Here is an 18,837-nt window from a genome sequence, read left to right on the forward strand (position 1 = left end):
TTAATTGGTTTTATCTATTCCGGAAATATTCAACCCGGGACCTCCGCCAGCGGTGTATCCCATACTCTCTCCATTCGCAGAAGGAGAAATCCAAAAAGCAAATATTTCACCGTTATCAATATAGAATTTCACTTTCAGTTGTTTGTTCTTCAAAGAGGCTAATGAAGCGTTGCCTGTCCATTCTATCTTCGCTTTTACATTATCCCCTTTAAAGGCTTTGCACTCATCTTTTGAGAATCCTTCGATTACTTTATTATTGGGATCTAAAAGTTCCACTTTCATTTCTCCCGTGACATTGGCATTGACAAAGAAGTACGAACCGTCAAATTTCAGTAAGGAAGTTTGCAACTCTCCTGTTCCTTTCATAGATGCAAATCCATCGCGACGAAGCATGGCAAGCCCGGTAGTGGTAATCTCTTGAGTGCCTCTCAAACGACGACCGCTCAGATAGAAATAGAGTTTGTCACCTACTATTAACGGTGCTCCGGCTACGGATTGCAGGTTACCTTGATTCCATGCGTCCGAGGTGGTCGTATTTACGGCATGGAAAGGATTCATATCCTCACGGAACCAACTGTAACCGTCACGGCTATATCCTACCATAACTTGATTTCTCTTGATTACGTTGTCCGAAGCACAAACATCATTTTCCGGCCCTTGCCAAACGGAGAAGAATCCCAGCATAATGCTTTCATAAGGCGTGGCATCCTGATTATATATCGCAGGCGCTATATTCGGATAGTCTGTATGGTGTTGCTCATTAGCCCACGGACCAAACCAGAATGCACTCAATAATGCTTCCGCTTTCTTTGTTCCGGCTTCCGGATCGGTGTTTTCATTATAATCCCTCGCACGTACCAGCTTATTCGCATCCACCCGAACATTATGCCGCATACTATATACCCAAACGTTTCTGAAAGGATTTTTATATACTGTTGAACGGTCGGCAATCGGTTCCGATTGAACTGCGGCACGCCAGACTTTGCCGTCCGGGGAAGTCTTGTAATGGTATCTCCATTTCCCGGATTCACGGGCAACTAAAAACATCTTGTATCTTTTCGAAGCATTACTTTCCTGTTTATCCAGCCAAATAACAGACGCGTCACGTTCTGAGTTATAGTCAACGATATTTGTTCCGGCTACAACGGAAAGAGTGGGTTTTGTCCAGTGAATACCGTCCGTTGATTCCGCATAACAAGTCACTCCTGCTCCGCTAGTTGCATAGGAGCCACCACCTGCCATGTACCACATTTTGTATTTTCCTTCCTTTTCGTCATACCATACCCCGTCGCTGAAAGGAGCGGCGAATGCCGCACCTTTTGTTCCAGTTTTCTCCCAATCCTGTTCTGGTGTCAGTATCGGATTGCCTGAATAATATTCAGGATAATAGAACGTACGTTTCAGATTAGTGGATTCTATCAGGAAATTGTCTACAAATAACTGGCGTCCTACCGAGATATTAATAACAGAAGGTTTATCCGACAGATAAAAAGGTGACATTCCTTTTTCCAGTTCAGACGAAGATGAACGTACCGGCGGCCACTGTTCGGGCAGACGAATACCATTGTACAATAGCCGTGAATCTACCGGCTCTTCGCAAGGGGGAGCCACTACCGGGGGATTATTATCTCCATCCGGAGTATCATCACTGCCACCGCAAGCTATCAGCATACAAGGCAGGAAAAATAGTAATGTATAAAATAAACGTTTCATAGTCATTTATCTTTTATTTGTTTGCAGGAACATCTATGCCACAGGTTGACAGTCCCGGTCCGCCGCCGCTTGTATATCCACGGCTTTCGCCCGTTTGCCACGGAGAAATCCAAAATGCATATATATCAGCGTTATCCAGGTAGAACTTCAAACGGACAGCCTTCCCGATAAGTGATGCTATATTCTGGTGTTTCTTCCATGTAACCAACAATTTTGTTTTATCTGTTTTCTTCATCGGTACACAGTCTTTCCGTGTGAATCCTTCTAATGGCTTTCCATTTTCATCCAGAATTTCTACAGCCAAGCTACCTTTTACATCTGCATTGATAAAAAGATGTTTGCCGTCAAAACGAACCTTCTCTGTCAGCAGATAGCCGTCCTTATCTCCATGCATGGAGACAAAACCATCTCTGCGCAAAGTAGCCAGTCCGGTAGATGTATAGCTATCCCACATAATCTTGTTCCTTTGGCGTCCGCTAGAATAGAAATAAAGTGAATCTCCTACTATCAAAGGCACTCCATTGATAGACTGCATATTTCCCCAGTTCCATGCTCCTTCCGTCTCATTCACTGCCATGAAAGGCTTGAAAGAAGGACGATAGAAATGGAAGCCGTCACGGCTATACCCTAGAAAGATTTCATTCTTTTTCTGAATACCTAGTTTGGCACAAACTCCATTTTCCGGTCCCTGCCATACACTGTACAATCCTAACATAATGCTTTCATAAGCAATGGCATCAAAATTGTAAATACCCGGTTCTACTTCCGGAAACTCCGGATGACGCGGCTCTTTATCGCTCGGAGTAAACCAGTAGACCATATTCTTATCAGGTACTCCTTTTCGGATACGATGTGCGAAACTTACTGCCATTTCCGGGTCTTTATTTTCCAAATAACTGCGTGAGCGGGAAGAAACTGTTGTCCCGTAACGCATACTCAATGCCCACACATCACGGAACGGATTGTAGAATGCGGATGAACGGTCGTATAAATCACCGGACTGGGCGACTCCCTCTCCCCAATGAATCCCGTCCGATGAGTATTTCAAAATAAATTGCCATCTGCGGTCGGTGGGGCGGCGTTCGACATTGAACATCTTGTACCGTTTGGACGGGTCTTTCTCCTGTTTGTCCAGCCAAATAGTAGCTGCGTCACGATTGCAGGTATCTACAATATTGGTTTGGTTCCAAATATCCAGTACAGGTTTTGTCCAGTACTTGCCGTCTTCCGATTCGGCATATCCGGTATAAAAGGTCTGATTGTCTCCTTTGTGAAGAACACCTGCACCTGCCAAGTACCACATTTTGAACTTCCCGTCTTTTTCGTCATACCAGATCCCATCACTGAAGGGTGCAGCGTAGAGTCCGCCTTCGGTTGTCTTTTCCCATTCCTTATCAGGTCCGAGTACCGGATTCCTTTCGTAGAACCGGGGAGTATGAATCACTCTATTCAAATTAGTTTCTGCAATCAGAAAAGAATCAACAAATAGTTGCCGTCCTACATTTACAGGAATTACTCCCGGCTTTTGTTCAAGATAGGGTATCGGCATATCTTGTGCTTTTTGTGGTTCCGCATAGCGGGGTGGCCATTGTTCAGGCAGGTGTATGCCATTGTAAAGTACTTCTGTTTGGGCAATAGCGAGCCCCGGTACTACCAAACTGAACAGTAGTACCGCAATATTTTTCAAATTTATCATGCTAATTCTTTCTTAGTTAATATCCCGGATTATTTTCTGTGATATAAGGGTTAGAATTCACTTCATTGATAGGAATCGGCAACCATTCGTGCTTATTGGTGACGAATCCTTTAAAGTCATCTGCCGATATGAACTTCTTGAAGTTAGGATCGGATTCCTGCAACTCTGTAAAACGGCTGGCTAGCTTGCCCCAACGGAGCAAATCATAGAAACGATGCCCTTCCAAAGCAAATTCCAGGATTCTTTCATTCTGAATATCAGTCATGGTTACCGAAGGGAGTTCGCTCATGTTGACACGTCCGCGTACTTTATTTACCGCCTGCAAGGGAGTCATGTTTGATGCTTGCGTGCCACCGCTAACGATAGCTTCCGCATACATCATCAACACATCGGCATAGCGGATATAGCGCCAATTCACTCCATGGGCACGGGGCTGATTATATACATACTCCTTAACGCCTGCACCTACACCGACCAGTTTAGGAGTCCCGTCTGCTTCCGTTTGTGTAGGCATGGAACAATCAATCCCTTTTCTTATACCTGCTTTGAATGAATGTGCCAAAGGATTGGACACGGTAGCAAATCCTTCTTTTCCATTCTTTGCAGGATAAAGTTCTTCCCATTTATAACCGCCGGGACCTTCCAGACGTACAGGATTGCCGCCTGCATCATTTCTCAAATGAATGCTCGCATCCAAATCATTGAATATCATTGTGGAGAACATCCGGATATCCGTATAACCGTCCTTGTCTACCGAATTCACAAATGCGTTATAAAGCCAGTTATGTACTACGCCTTCATAACCTACTCCCGCCCCCGGTAACATCAGTCCACGTGAATCGAACGCCAAACCGGAAGTGGCAAGCCCCGGATTGAATCCTGCATTATCGACATCGCCTAAGAATTGAAACTCAAGGATTGATTCTTCATTATTTTCATGAGCGACATCAAAATTATCAGCATAATTTTTAGTCAGGTCATAAGTTCCGTACTTTCCGTCTATAACATCACCAAATTCTTTGGCAGCTTCACTGTAAAATGTAGTCTTGTCTTCACCATAATATTGTTCGATTCCACTACGGTAGAGGTAAGCTTTTCCCAATAAGGCGGCTGCGGAAGCTTTTGTCACACGACCGGCATTCTTGCTGTCCCAATATCCCTTCACGGGCAACAGTTCTTTCGCATGTGCCAGGTCTTCTTGAATAAAATTCCATACGGCAGCAGGTTTTTCCAAAGGACGGACATAGTCATCGCCATTGCGTGGCATCTGTCTGATGGGAGATATATTCCGGAAATTAATCAATAGGTAATAATGCGCAAATGCCCTCCAGAAATAAGCTTCCCCCATGTATGCGTTCCGCAGTTCCTCATTACCGCTGAAATCAACAGACGGGGCGGTTTCAATAATGTAGGATGCTTGAGAAGCAGTGGTGTACATCAATGTATAAGGTTGCTCGATAGTGTAATAACTGGCATTTAAGTCGGCACCAAACATGCCCGGTTTGCCATAATCCGAATTGGACGATGCCTCGTCGGAGCGGATTATCGTTGTTTTAGAGCCGGAAGCTCCCAGGCAGCGTTGCGTAGACATATATCCGTACATGGTCATCACTGCGTCATTAACAGCGGACGGACTGGTGAAATAAGCTCCCATACTCGGCTGGTTCGGATTAATTGCCAGGTCATCAAAGATACCGTTGCATCCATGTAATATCAAGCCGCCCGCCAAGATAAATGCGGCATATACTTTCTTATAGTTTTTCATATTAATCATATTTTTAGTTATCAGAATGAAGCGTTAAAACCAAAAGTGAATGTCCGGGCATTAGGATATGAACTGATGTCAATGCCACGTGAGAACAATACATTTGAACTAACTTCCGGGTCATAACCGGAGTATTGGGTCAACGTAAACAGATTTTGTACGCCTGCATAAACACGCAGTTTATTGAACCGGATTGCTTCCAACCACTTTTTAGGCAGTGAATAGCCTAACTGAAGGTTTTTCAGACGTAAATAGGAACCGTCTTCAATATAAAATTCACTCGGCAAGGAGTTTCCGCCACTAGTGTTTTGGGTTTTCATAATAGGGATTCCTGTATTCCTATTTGTTTTCGTCCATCCATTCATAGCCTCTTTGACTACATTATTGGAATAATCAAAATAATAGGTGTACTTTTTCTGATTGAATATATCATTTCCCTGCACTCCCTGAAAGAAGACAGTCAAATCAAAGTCTTTGTATTCCATGTTGATGTTCAAACCGTATGTGAAGTCAGGGATAGGGCTACCCAGAATAACTTTATCATTTGCATTGACTACTCCATTCTTGTCCGTATCCGCAAATATGAAATTTCCTTCCGCATCAAAACCGTCAATCTTATAGCCATAGAATGAACCGATAGCTTCTCCTGGCATGGTAATGGAAGCTGCATCATTAAAATAGCTGGACATTGCTCCGGAAGTAATCGGCTGCACGTTTTCTCCCAATGATAATACTTTATTCTTCAACGTTGCGATATTGAATGTTGCATCTATATGGAAGTCTTTCGTCAATTGTTTCCTGTAATTCATCATAAACTCCCATCCTGTGTTTTTTACGGAAGCTGTATTAACGTAGGGTTTTTCACGTGAACTGTTGATTTCAAAGATTTGCCCGGAAGACAGGTTCAAGTCTATCTGTGCCAACAAATCTACGTTCTTTTTCACGAAATAGTCTAATGACAAGGTCAAGTCGTTGTTGAAGAAGCCCAGTTCGATACCAATATCTGTGGTTTTGGCAGTTTCCCATTTCAAGTCTTTCGATTTCAGATAGGCTGCGCGTCCTGTCACATAACGTTCACCGCCTACTGTGTAAGGAATAGGTCCATAAGCTATCGCGTCAAAATTATAAGGATTGAGGAAGTTGGCACCCAACTCACCGTAGCTAGCTCTGATCTTCAATTTGCTCATTACAGGATTTTGGAACCATTTTTCCTGGTGCACATTCCATCCGGCAGAGACAGAGGGGAAGTAACCTACTCTATTGTCTTTATGGAATTTGGAAGATTCATCCCGGCGGATACTCAAGGATAGCAGATATTTATTATCATAATCGTAGTTCACACGGGCGAAGAAAGAGAGCAATGCTGCATTACTGTCGCCTGCCGAAATCTTACCATCTTCATTTTGGAATCCGGTAATATCCGTTCCTCCCAAATCGTTAATGGTAGAGTTGGTCATGTAACGATAGTATTCTCTCATCCAGCTTGTTCCTAATAAAGCGTCTATTGAGTGACGGTTGAATGTTTTGTTGTAAGTCAGCAAGTTATCAATCGTATAAGTGAACTCTTCACCTCTTGTTTCCGATACACTGTTACGTGTGTTGCCATAATCTTTATCGGGAGTTCCATCCGAGTTCCACTTTGTATAGTACTCGGGGGTATGGGTGTAATTATGCTTATTGCTATAATTTCCACTTAACGATAATTTGTATTTTAAGCCGCCCCAAATATCCAGTTGGGCATTTAAAGAGCCGATTAAATCCGTCACTTTATTAAACTGGTCTGTATAATGTAACGGGGCTATCTTATTCTGCGCCTTGCCATCTTCGGGGTTGATGTAATAATCAGGGCCACCAGAGGTAAACCGTCCTTGTTCATCATAAATAGGTAACGTTGGTAAAGCTATGTTGAAAGCTGTTGTAGGAGTTTTATCCTTATGCGTCAGTCCGAGAGTTTCGGAAAATGAGAAACGTCCTTTTTTATAAGAGGTATTCAGGCGGAAGTTATAACGTTTATAATCCGAATAAATCGTCATACCGGTTTGGTCAAGATAACCAAGGCTTGTGCTGAAAGTAGAGTTGTCCCCACCCCCTGCGATACTGGCATTCAGATTCCATACCGGAGCAAACTGTATCCATTCTTCTGACCAGTCGGTATTCAGGTTCGGATTGGTGGGATTGTCATTCTCCGGTGCATGAGGCAAGCCACTGTTATCTGCCACCATATTGGCAAACTCTCTCCATTCCGATGCATTGAGGAACTCCGGAATATTAGTCGTTTTCTGGAAAGCGAACGAACCGTCTATCTGAATGACGGGCTTACCGGACTTTCCTTTCTTGGTAGTAATCAAAACGACCCCATTGGCGGCACGTGAACCGTAGATAGCGGCTGCCGCACCGTCTTTCAGTACTTCGATAGATTCAATATCATTGGGATTCAATGAGCTTAATCCGGCATTACTGAATGCTCCATCAATGACATACAGAGGTTCGGTAGCGCCAAAAGAAGCGGCACCGCGAATCACGATGTTTACATCTGCCCCAGCAACACCAGCTTGCTGCACGATGTCTACACCCGGTGTACGCCCCTGTAAGCTTGAAGCAACATTAGATGATACCTGTTTGCTGATTTCCTGAGAAGAGATGGAAGCAACGGCACCTGTCAGGCTTGATTTCTTCTGCACGCCGTAACCAACTACTACGACTTCATCCAGTACTTCGGTGTCGTCCTGCAATTGGATAGAATATGAGTTCTTATTCCCAACCTTTACTTCCTGTGTTTTATAACCAATATAACTGACAGCCAGAAGAGCGTCTGCCGGAGCATCCAATGTAAAGTTACCATCTACATCTGTCACAGTACCTGTCCCCGCTCCTTTCACCAATACACTGGCACCAATTACTGGTTCGCCTTTGGTATCTGTCACGGTTCCCGTTATTTTCTTTGTTTTTTGGCTCCCTTGTGATGTAACGGGAGCTTCTTTTGCTTTCAAATATATTTTCTTCTCTCCAATTTCATAAGCTACATTTGTACCTGCGAATAAATCATCCAATACTTTAGAAAGGTCTTTGTCTTTTGCCTGGACAGAAACAATCCGTTCGGGATTGACAATCGTACGGCTATATGCTACCGTAAGTCCTGTCTGTTTAGTAATGAGCGAAAAGACTTTCTCCAACTTGACTTGTTGAAGATTCATTGTTATTTTCTGAGCCGACGCCGCAAGACTTACAGCAAAGCTCAATAACAATACAAGCAATACTTTGTTCTTCATACTTAGTTTGTTTAAAGTTATAAATAGGTTCTTAATCTCTTTGTATTTAGTGGACACACGAGATTAAGAAGCGGGTGAGGGAAAAAACGTTTTTTTCTGAAGTTTTTTTATTTCCAATAAATTTTCGTATGATAATACATTAGTTTTCAGCAAGATATAGTTTAGTTTTTATTTGTAGGAAAATGGGATATAAAAAGAAAAGTCCTTCCGGATTTTATTTTCAGAAGGACTTATAACAATAGATTCGTGTTCTTGGCAATTCGCTAGAAACAGTCTTTTGTGATAGTGACGGTATCCTGTTCACATAGTGACGCTATACTTACCGGATACCGTCACTATCACAAAAGGATAGCGTCACTATAATTTTTTGCAATCTAGTAAAGTTCCTGATTCACCAATTCGTCAAAGAGCTTTGCATATTTCTCTGCGACTGCTTCCGCAAACTTCTTTCCTTTTTCTACGGAAGCTCCACGTGGATCGCCAACACCGGTATCTTTAGATACTTTCCCCCAGTTCCTGGGAATCCATGCTACTTTTTCATTCAAAGATTGTATGGCAAAAGTTTTATATTCTCCATTCCCTGCTTCTTCAAGATTGACTAATTCGGGGTGATAGTGCATCATTACGGATGTCTCGACTTCATCTGCATGGTCACCCGGATTTTCAAAATAGTCCTTTACCTTTAACACGGTGTACCATTCACTCGATGCTATCAGGAAGTCAGGATAGTCTACCGACAAATCACGAATCATACTTTTAAAAGTATTGCCGCCATGCCCGTTGATAATAATCAATTTTCGGAAACCTTGAACATAAAGGGAAGAAACAATATCAGTCAGTATTGCTTTCTGTGTTTCATAACGCGTATGGATACAGAAGGGAAGTTCCCGTTGTCCCGGATTTTGTGAACCCATGCCGATAGGCGGCATAACCATACAGTTTACGCCATATTTCTGTTTAGCCATCAATGCAGCATCAACTGCTACATCATGGGAAAGAATACAATCTGTCATATATGGCAAATGCAGATTATGAGGTTCGGTAGCTCCCCACGGCAATATCACAATATCATATTTCCTGTCTTTTACTTTTCCATAACAAGATACGGATAAATCTACTTCTTTATTCATATACCCCATTTATTTCTAATGATTATATTATTTCATTTTTACTATCACTTCTTTCTTATCTTCATTATATTCAAACTTCACCGGAGCGATTTTCTCTAAATCCATTAATACTTTCTCTAATAATGTATTGTCCGAAGTCAATGTATAGACATACTTCAAAACGTTTTCATCTTCAACTTTAAACTCTACATTATACCAGCGGTTCAATATTTTAATGACTTCCGGCAACGGGGTATCTTTAAATACTATCACATTCTGTTTCCACATCGACAGGCGTTGCATATCGTTCATTTTGGAAATAGTACACTGCTGGTTATCTTTGTTGTACACTAATCTTTCGCCGGGTTGCACCGGGTATTTCTTTTCCGTAGGAAGGGTAAGATTAATATTTCCTTCATCCAGACATACTACTATATCCTTATTCTCCGGGTAATCCTGTACATTGAAAGAAGTTCCCAATACATGAATTGCCGGTCCACTTAAATTGACTATAAAAGGACGGTTCTTATTTTTGGCTACTACGAAATAGGCTTCTCCTTCAAGATAAACTTCCCGGGTGTTCAAAGCAAACTTCTTCGGGTATCTTAGTTTCGAATCAGAATTGATATATACTTTTGTTCCGTCCTGAAACATGATTTGTATGCGTTCGCCTTTATCCACCACTACTTCTTCGTATTCGGAAGTGCCGAACAGGTCGACTTTTGAATTCAGTTGCATATAAAGTCCGACAATTAAGACAACAGGTATCAATACGGCTGCAACTCGGAAACAGATACGCTTCAACTTCTTGATACGAATGTTCTTCCGTATCTGTTCTAATATTTTCTTTGAAGGAATATCATGGTCTACATACAAGTCTGCAAACTCATTTTTTATCAGTTCGGAATCCTGTGTCATAGCAGCTTCAAGATAGTCGCTACCCTCTTCCGTGGCAAACCACTCTGCCACATATTTTGCATCTTCCGGGCTGGCAATTCCTGCCAGGACTTCTTCTATTTGTTTATCAGTAGGTCTATTCATTTTTATCACTTTATTAAATGGACACTCAGAAAGGTCATTAGTGTGGTGAATGCAACAATTATTAACATCTTACTTAGATGGATACGGAGAAGTTTCAACGCTTCCGAATAATGCGTCTTGATAGTATTTACGGATAGATTCATCCGTTCCGCAATTTCCTGATTTGTCAGTTCCTCTTGTACTTTCATCAAGCAAATATCCCGTTTTTGCGCAGGAAGCATATCCACTGCTTTATAAAAACTGGACATCAACTCTTTTTTCTCCAGTTTTTCTATCAGATTATCTTCGTAAGGCGAAGCGGCTTGTGCCATCTCATAGTTCTTTGCAATCGCGCTGTTTTCATTACGAATCAAGTTCAAGACATGATTTTTTGTCATCGTAAAGAGATAGTTCTTTAGGCTGATTCCCACACGTAGTTCTGAACGAAATTCCCACAAACGGCTAAAGACATGTTGCACTACATCTTCTGCCATATCAGAACTCATTAAATAACGATAGGCTAATACATATAATAGTTTATGATACCTTTCATAGGCTTGGGTGAAAGCTCCTTCATCACCTTGTTCAATCAAGGCGAAGAGTTTCTCATCATCTGTATCAGTATATTGGTCAATCTTGTTTTTCATTCTTCGGATTTTGTTTACTTGTTTCCAAAAGAACTAAATGTTTCTCTCTTTATGAAAAGCAAATGTAGCAAATTCCTTAGAAAACCTAGAGGTATTTACGAAAAAAGTCCCCGATTAACAATTCCTCTTTTGAAATGAGGAACCGTTAATCAAGGACTACTCCACTAACTAATTAACAATGTATTATAAATGATAGGTAACAATTCTTTCTTCGGGTGAATCGATCCAGAGGCGCCATACTCCTTCCGACACTTTCTCCGGTGTTCCGATATTTGCTTTAGGTGGACGACGGCTTTTGATGGTCAGATAGCCTTTCCCTTCTGTTGCTTTCACTTTCATCGTTTTGCTGTTCATATAGACATGGATATTGCCATTCGGAGTGGGTACAGTGCCTTCCATCCATTTCAATCCTCCCAACACAGGAGCAATAGCAAACTCTTTATATCCTTCTTTTACAGGTTTCACTCCCAGATAATATTTGCCCAACAGGTAGATAGGACTCGCTCCCCAGGCATGGCACAAACTCTTTCCGTATGGACGGCCATACATGGCAAGATGTTGCGTTCCGGTTTCTTCCGGGTTATATTTTTCCCAGAAGGAAGTAGCTCCTTCCTTTAACATTCCTCCCCAATAGGCTTTCATTTCTTTCATTACAGCATCTTGTTCGCCAAGAGCACAAAGTGCTTCCAGTTCGTAAAAACGCATATAGGGAGTCGTTATTTTCAGAATACTGTCATTCAGCAGAACAGACTGTTTAATGGCTTGTTGCTTATCTTCATTCAAATATTGAAAGAAGACAGAAAACATATTCGCATAGCGGGTGACCGCATCACTTTGCTGACCGTTGACACAGTTATGTACAAATGCCTGTTTCTGATTATTCCAGAAGGCAGGTTCTAACTTTGCTTTCAAAGCAGCAGCCAGTTTCTCGTATTTCTGTTTGCCATTGGCATCTCCAACCAATTCCGCACACAAAGCCATCGTTTCCAGACTTCTGCAAAATAAGATTTGTTCAAAAGAGAGTTCGCCTTTTTTATCCAGATAGCCGTCTGCCCAGTCCACAAATACCCAGTCACCGGTCATACCTTCTACCATGCCATTCTTATTGGTACGTCCCAACACGTAATCCATCATTGTTTGCATACGTGGATACAGTTGGTTGACAAAATGGCGGTCGCCACTATACATATAATAGTCATATACGCTAAGGAACCAGTAGAAAGTATAGTCCATGATTGTATTACTGTGGCTGGTTACAGGATCCTTGCCACGAAGTAACCAGATTGTACGTTTGACGGATTCGTTATCAAAGAAAAGATAATAATTCATCAAATAACTTTGGATGGCATCGCCACTCCATACCCAACGGTCACGTTTGATACCGTCAATGAAGAATTCGCGGGTAGTGAGATGCATGGTGTATGCGCCAACTTCCCAAATACGATTCAGTTCTTCATCATTGCAACGAAAATTTCCACGGTATTCTTCAGGAAGATATTCATATTGCATGGAGACTTCTCCAATCTGTACACCCGGCTCGTGAGTTACATAGACATAGCGGAAAGCTTTGCTGTTCTCCAATGTATATTCGTTTTCAGAATTACTCAAGGGAGAAGTGCTGCGGATAGCAAGGTCGGTCACTTGTCCCGGTTCGAGCAAGAGTTTGTCCAATGTTTCGCAATATGCTTTATCTTTTGCTTCTTCCGGGCTTTCACCATAATAAATTTCTATTTTTCCTTTTCCGGAAAGATTCTTCAATGTGATAAATCCGAATGTTTCTTTTCCAAAATCATAAAGGATACCTCCTTCGGGCTGTTCTGTCTTCGTAGCAGGTTGCTGCGGTTCACGCATCAGACTGAATTGGGAAGGACGTTGGGTAGCTCCGTCAAAGTTCCAGCATCCGGCATCCATATAGATAGTGGCAGATGTGTCACTCGCTTTTCCGCTCTCGTCAATCCATTCTTTATCTTCGTAAGTTACACGCCAGGAAGAGTCTGAATTCACTGTTTTTCCCTTCACATAAATAGTGGGAGGAGTTGCCTGATTCCAGACTTTAATGTTCAGATTATGTTTTCCGGCCGGAAGCAACATGGTTTCCGGCATACCGAACTGGAGCTTTCCATCCAGTTTGACGTTGTACTTTCCTTCGGCAGCAATAAAAATTTCTTCCGGCTCGGAAAGATTCAGTTGCTTGCTGAATTCTACGACAACATAATGACTGTCCGTTTTCCAAAAAGGAGGAAAAAATGCACCTCGTTCCGTACGACGGTTATTCATTTGATTTCCCAGCCAGATTTCGTAGTCTCCCGGATACCATATCCAGGTCTGGGCAAATGTGCTGCTTGCCAAAGACAAGGCACTAAGCAATATCATATATTTCTTTTTCATTTTTCTTTCTATTACTAACAAACTGAATCGTAAGAAATAATTCGTCCCACAGTGGTTGACGTTTAGTTCCACATCTGTTTCCCTTTAGTTCTACAATTGTTTTCCTTTAGTTCCATATCTGTGGAACGAATCACGTATTACAGTTAAATGACTTGTCAATACCTACTGGATATTTAGTAAATCCTTATATCCTGCTTCCAGTCCCGCACGTTCACGAATAACACTATCCACTTTCGGGCCATTGTTTTCCCATACATTTCCCGGACCATTGGCATTTTGCAGATACTTCTCTCCTTCTGTCCAATTATCACGTACAGTGATAAAGGAAGAACCTTCATCCGTATAAAGATAGAACCAGTGATTAGGATCGTGTACATACCCCGGTTTATAAATACTATGCACGCAATTCTCCGTTACATAACTTTTCGGCTGCGAACCGAGTGTGTAAATACCTGCCACATCATACATGTGTTTCGCATAATGATGAATCAGATTGGCATGTACTCTGTTATTACGCATACAATTCACAGTTTGCGTCCATCCCCAACCAAGGCTGATGCCACTATAAGGCACTTCACTGATTTCATTATGCTCGATATTGACGTCCCCTACATATCCCGCAGCAATGGCAAGACATCCCCAATCTTCATTGCCTATTTCCGTAAAATAGCAATTATTGATTTGTTGCTGTGTGCATACTTCCCGACGATCAGCAGGATTGTATGGCAAATGCGTTTCATGGGCAGCCGGAGAAAAACTGCCGACTAACAGACCATTTCCGGCAATATCGCGGAAGAGACAGCCACGAACAACACCGCCTTGCACCGCTTCTTCATAATCCAATCCGGTTGAGCCTAAATGCTCGAACCGGCACCGCTCGAAATCAATCTGCCTTGCAGCAACCACACGAACAGCAGCTGCGGGACGTCCCAACCATCCTTGGTTATCCAACGGATGATTCAAGTAGTTCCGTTGCATTTTCGGATCAATCCGGTAACCATCTGTCAGATACATACCTGCCTGAAGAGGTACATGTCCTTTTTCTGACGGACGCATCCATGTAGTATAGGAAAAAGTAATTTTCTCAAAACGAATATGGCACACAGGACGATCCAAAGTTCCTTCCACCCGTACTAATGTCTCAACAGCAGGCACGATCACTTCCGCCTCCTGCATCTTCTCTCCTTCCCGTGGATAATAATATACTTTACGGGCATCTATATCATGATACCATTCTCCGGGTACATCCTGCAATTCGCGGGCATTTGTCAGATAGAAAGCAGAATTATGTCCGTCCGTCGTCACCATCGGACGCGGCCAGGGATGCTCAAACTGAATCCGGCTTTCCGGTTGATGAAAACGTATTGCCGCGCTGTCTCCCTGCACTTCAACTGAACGAATCCGAAGATTGGCNACACACCACATCTGATGTAATACCATCTCGGCATATTTAGCTTTCAAATTCCCTTTATTATCAATAAGTCTGCGAATGGAAACTGCAGGTACATAAAGAATTTCATTCTTCTCATCCACACTGCAAATGCGATTCATCTTTTCGAAATCTTCTACATCACGGGCACGAACTGCCTTTTTTCCATTCACCCACAACTGGCGGAAATCCAATGGACGTCCATTAAATGCCGGGACATCTGCTACCCAAACTTTCCCTTGCTTCTTCCAACCATTTATGCTGATTCCCCCACTCAATATCACCTTTTCATCGCCTACCGAACGAATGATTGTGGGCGATTCCTTGGTTCCGCTATCTTCCGGACGGATAAAAACAGGTTCATAGAAAGCATACGTTCCACCTTCCATATAGATCGTGATTCCACCTTGAATACGGTTATCCTCTGTCCTGCGCCATTCTCGTGCCTGTCGTAAGGCAGAAGTCAGCGTGGCTTTAGGAAATTGACGAGTTCCGTCGTTGAAGTCACTGCCCTTGGGAGAAATCCATATCTCATCGGCCAATAGCCAGTGACTGCACAAGATACATATAGCCGTTACAAATAACTTTTTCATGATTTTTTTCATTTCTGTATACTAAACAATCCGGATTATCTGGCAAGAGGCATCCATACAGTCATTTCTCCCTTTCCTCTGTTTCCCCAGGCATAATAAGGAATCAAACGGATATTTACTGTCTTTTCAGCCTGAACAACCGGCCGGTAAAGCACTCCTTCCCACGAAGTTGCAGATGCCAGACGTGCCATCCCTTCGAGTGCAACAATCGGACTGCCTTCGATTGTGATTTTCTTCGGAGTTAGTTTTATATCAGCGGGAATCAATACATTATCAATCTTTTCCCCGTTTGCAATATCCATACTTTCCAGACAGTACACCAACGGCCCGCGCTTCACGACCACCTGATTACGAATCTCCTCTGCTAACGGATGAGCTTCGAGCAAACGGACAGGCATATCCATCACCAGCTCCACTACATCCCCCTTCTTCCATGTACGATTTACTTCCGCATACGAATTTGCCTTTGCATTGGTTTGCAGCGGCTGTCCATTCACTGTGAGCGTAGTCTTTTCGCACCATTCAGGAATACGTAAGAAGAGCGAGAAAGCACCTGCTTTACGAGGAACTCTATCCAACGTTACACGTACCTTTCCTTCCCAGGGATAATCCGTCTCTTGTGTTAATGTCAGTTCTCCTTTGTCTTTCCAAGTCGTAGTCAGCGTATTTGCACCATACAAGTTACAGTAAATGCCTTCCGGACTCAATGTGTAGGCGTAATTCTGTGCCTGACACAATGTACGCAATGTATTCGGCGGGCAACAGAAACAACTGATATATTCCGTCCGTTCTTTCGGCCAACGAAGCGTGTAAGGAAGATCGGCACTGATACGAAGCGGATTGGTATAGAAATATTTCTTTCCGTCCAGACTGATACCGCTCAATACGCTATTATAAAGACAAGTCTCTACAAGGTCAGCATATTTCGCATCCCCTGTCACTTCCAGCATACGCCAGTTGAAAAGCATATTTCCGATATTGGCACATGTTTCATTGTGCGCTGTACTATTCGGCAACTGATAAGGACGTCCGTAGCTCTGATGTACCTTCTGAATACTATCCGGCTCATAGCAAGTCCCGTCCGGTGACGTTCCATCATAAAGAGCACCACAAGCTCCGGTCACGTACATCTTCCGGGTCACAATATCATTCCAGATACTAGTCAAATTTTTCATCAATTGTTGTTCGCCTGTCTCGGCATATACATCCGCTACTCCTGCATACAGATAATTTGCACGTACGGCATGCCCCATTGCACGATATTGGTCGCGGAAAGGAATACGATCCTGATTATCATCCGTTCCGTTTTCCACCATACCGCGAATATCAATCAGGTTCTTCGAAAGTTCCAGATAACGGGGATTTTCCGTAGCACGATACATTTCGACCACTCCCATATAATGTGAAGGGCAAATGGCATTGCGAGCCAGTTCGGCAGAAGCCGTTTCGTAAAAGTGGCAAAGAAAATCCGTTGCTTTTACGGCAGCATCAAAAAGAGTAGTCTTTCCGGTGGCACGACGATGAATAATACCTGCCATCATCAGATGTCCCAGATTATATGTTTCAAAGTTCAGCCGATTGGCAAAAGCTCCTTTTTCATTCTCGTCACCTACTTTCGTTCCAATGACCGTTTGTTTATGCTGATCCCCTAATGCATGAGAGTCAATGCCTTTATTCAGTTCTTCGATAACAACAGGCGTATGTATATAACCATCTGCACGTTGGGCTTTTACGACACAAGTAATAAAGTTATCCATTAACTTATCCAGTTCCGGATCTTTGTTGACAGCATAGACAGAAGCCACACCCTCCATCCATTTATACATATCCCCGTCGTGGAACGGAGGTCCCCAATGTTCACCCTTACACACACCGGCAGCAATCTCAAAATTACGGAAACCGTGAGAGATCTCCGGCGTGTTCCAAGTGTTCCACATACTTTGCAGGGAAGTCCGGCTAAATACCTGAAAGCGATCTCCCCAGAATCCATCTGTCCAATGTACGGCACTGATTCCGGTATTCGCCATCTTCGCAAAACGGCTCTGACTCATATCCGTCAATCCATTGCTTTGCGCAAGTGCTCCCGTAACGGAGGCGGAAGCTAAAAGAAGTAACAGTTTTATCTGTTTCATTAATATGGATAATTTAAAATTTACACAATATCTTTATAAAAAGACGTGATTATCCGTATTTTGTACTCAATAAAACGAAAGCGAAGATTGCTAAGCAACCCTCGCTTTCAGTAAAAAAGATCTATATTAATCTTTATTTCTTATTTATCAGGTGTATAATTCAACTCCGCCTTTCTCGCCTGCGAATGTTGAAATTGTCGTGCAACCTTATATTCATGTCCGTCTTTTAATAAATAACTCCCTGTCTGCTTAAACCAAAAACCGACATTCGCATCTATACATTGCTGCCGGATATCCAATACCCACTCGTAGTCACATACTCGGACTTCTTTGCCTGACTCTCCTCCTGCCACTACCTGTTCCACCCACTCTCCCAGCTCACCTCTGAAATCAATCCGACTAAGAAGCGGCTCGCAGATAATGATTTTATGTTTAATAGGTATTTCTTTATAAATAGGTAAACGATAATCCACTCTATCCTGGTTCTCCATCGTGCAGCAGATGGTCACATTGTCATAGCCATCTCCCCAATCGGGAGGCAGACACTGTTGCAACCGGTCTATCCGCTTAGTGATAAAGAGGAAACGAAGATCCTGCCGTATCCGCATCATCTCCCACGCTTCGGCACGCCATTCATCTGCATCTTCAATGAGAAAATCTGAAGTAAAACAGGTATATACCAAATTCCCCGAAGGTATCTTATACGTACCATTCTTTTTACGCTGCAAGGGTAAATCGAACTTTTCTGTCTTTGTCACCACCGAACTGTCTTTTCCATATTTACCATCCGTCCGGTATACATAGCAATGACGGCAACCTTCACTTAATTTGTGACAGCCGTGCCAAAGATTCCACATTGAAGCTTTTTCACCCATCTCCTTTTTTCTTCAAAAATATATTTAATATTACATATACATAACTATAAAAAGAGTGCACCTTATTCTTTATCAGAAAAAAGGTGCACCAAAACACAAACAAAACAAACAATAGAGCGACCTTCACAGGCAGCCGATCCACGAGGGATCTTTATCTTAATCTGCCCATCTTGACAAGGGCAACATTCACATTTTCAGATC

Annotated in this window: 11 protein-coding genes; all 11 read right to left on the reverse strand. The window is 42.6% G+C overall.

All coding sequences use genetic code 11. The features are described 5' to 3' along the window. Nucleotides 1-1,713, reverse strand: coding sequence for a hypothetical protein (locus tag BSCG_RS16510; RefSeq protein ID WP_032849504.1), 1,713 nt, complete (start codon nucleotides 1,711-1,713; stop codon nucleotides 1-3). Between the two features lie 13 nt (nucleotides 1,714-1,726). Next, complete coding sequence (locus BSCG_RS16505; RefSeq protein ID WP_004296065.1) at nucleotides 1,727-3,409, reverse strand: hypothetical protein; 1,683 nt, start codon at nucleotides 3,407-3,409, stop codon at nucleotides 1,727-1,729. Between the two features lie 16 nt (nucleotides 3,410-3,425). Then, nucleotides 3,426-5,174 (reverse strand): RagB/SusD family nutrient uptake outer membrane protein, encoded by a 1,749-nt coding sequence (locus BSCG_RS16500; protein WP_008775738.1) that lies wholly within the window; start codon nucleotides 5,172-5,174, stop codon nucleotides 3,426-3,428. Nucleotides 5,175-5,194: 20 nt separating this feature from the next. Beyond that, the gene (locus tag BSCG_RS16495; protein WP_032849471.1) at nucleotides 5,195-8,443 is read right to left on the reverse strand and encodes a TonB-dependent receptor; all 3,249 of its coding nucleotides are present in this window, start codon (nucleotides 8,441-8,443) and stop codon (nucleotides 5,195-5,197) included. Between the two features lie 374 nt (nucleotides 8,444-8,817). Continuing rightward, complete coding sequence (locus BSCG_RS16490) at nucleotides 8,818-9,573, reverse strand: creatininase family protein (RefSeq protein ID WP_008775740.1); 756 nt, start codon at nucleotides 9,571-9,573, stop codon at nucleotides 8,818-8,820. Between the two features lie 27 nt (nucleotides 9,574-9,600). Continuing rightward, a complete protein-coding gene (locus BSCG_RS16485; protein WP_008640446.1) occupies nucleotides 9,601-10,593 on the reverse strand; it encodes a FecR family protein in 993 nt (330 codons plus the stop codon). Nucleotides 10,594-10,598: 5 nt separating this feature from the next. Next, the gene (locus BSCG_RS16480) at nucleotides 10,599-11,219 is read right to left on the reverse strand and encodes an RNA polymerase sigma factor (protein WP_004296070.1); all 621 of its coding nucleotides are present in this window, start codon (nucleotides 11,217-11,219) and stop codon (nucleotides 10,599-10,601) included. Between the two features lie 183 nt (nucleotides 11,220-11,402). Beyond that, on the reverse strand, nucleotides 11,403-13,607 hold the full coding sequence (locus tag BSCG_RS16475) for an alpha-L-rhamnosidase C-terminal domain-containing protein (protein ID WP_032849472.1): 2,205 nt from the start codon (nucleotides 13,605-13,607) through the stop codon (nucleotides 11,403-11,405). A 162-nt stretch (nucleotides 13,608-13,769) separates the two neighbouring features. Beyond that, nucleotides 13,770-15,629, reverse strand: coding sequence for a right-handed parallel beta-helix repeat-containing protein (locus BSCG_RS16470; RefSeq protein WP_032849473.1), 1,860 nt, complete (start codon nucleotides 15,627-15,629; stop codon nucleotides 13,770-13,772). A 35-nt stretch (nucleotides 15,630-15,664) separates the two neighbouring features. Further along, nucleotides 15,665-17,761 carry a glycoside hydrolase family 127 protein gene (locus BSCG_RS16465; protein ID WP_008775743.1) on the reverse strand — a complete coding sequence of 699 codons (2,097 nt, stop codon included), beginning with the start codon at nucleotides 17,759-17,761 and terminating at the stop codon, nucleotides 15,665-15,667. 140 nt (nucleotides 17,762-17,901) lie between these two features. Beyond that, complete coding sequence (locus tag BSCG_RS16460) at nucleotides 17,902-18,636, reverse strand: DUF5131 family protein (RefSeq protein WP_004313094.1); 735 nt, start codon at nucleotides 18,634-18,636, stop codon at nucleotides 17,902-17,904. Nucleotides 18,637-18,837 lie beyond the last annotated feature (201 nt).

Source organism: Bacteroides sp. 2_2_4 (assembly GCF_000157055.1).
GTDB lineage: Bacteria > Bacteroidota > Bacteroidia > Bacteroidales > Bacteroidaceae > Bacteroides > Bacteroides ovatus.

Excerpts from the sequence above, each read along its gene's own strand:
- BSCG_RS16465 (WP_008775743.1), bottom strand. The coding sequence starts at position 17,761 with ATGAAACAGATAAAACTGTTACTTCTTTTAGCTTCCGCCTCCGTTACG.
- BSCG_RS16505 (WP_004296065.1), bottom strand. The coding sequence starts at position 3,409 with ATGATAAATTTGAAAAATATTGCGGTACTACTGTTCAGTTTGGTAGTA.
- BSCG_RS16460 (WP_004313094.1), bottom strand. The coding sequence starts at position 18,636 with ATGGGTGAAAAAGCTTCAATGTGGAATCTTTGGCACGGCTGTCACAAA.
- BSCG_RS16500 (WP_008775738.1), bottom strand. The coding sequence starts at position 5,174 with ATGAAAAACTATAAGAAAGTATATGCCGCATTTATCTTGGCGGGCGGC.
- BSCG_RS16495 (WP_032849471.1), bottom strand. The coding sequence starts at position 8,443 with ATGAAGAACAAAGTATTGCTTGTATTGTTATTGAGCTTTGCTGTAAGT.
- BSCG_RS16510 (WP_032849504.1), bottom strand. The coding sequence starts at position 1,713 with ATGAAACGTTTATTTTATACATTACTATTTTTCCTGCCTTGTATGCTG.
- BSCG_RS16475 (WP_032849472.1), bottom strand. The coding sequence starts at position 13,607 with ATGAAAAAGAAATATATGATATTGCTTAGTGCCTTGTCTTTGGCAAGC.
- BSCG_RS16490 (WP_008775740.1), bottom strand. The coding sequence starts at position 9,573 with ATGAATAAAGAAGTAGATTTATCCGTATCTTGTTATGGAAAAGTAAAA.
- BSCG_RS16485 (WP_008640446.1), bottom strand. The coding sequence starts at position 10,593 with ATGAATAGACCTACTGATAAACAAATAGAAGAAGTCCTGGCAGGAATT.
- BSCG_RS16480 (WP_004296070.1), bottom strand. The coding sequence starts at position 11,219 with ATGAAAAACAAGATTGACCAATATACTGATACAGATGATGAGAAACTC.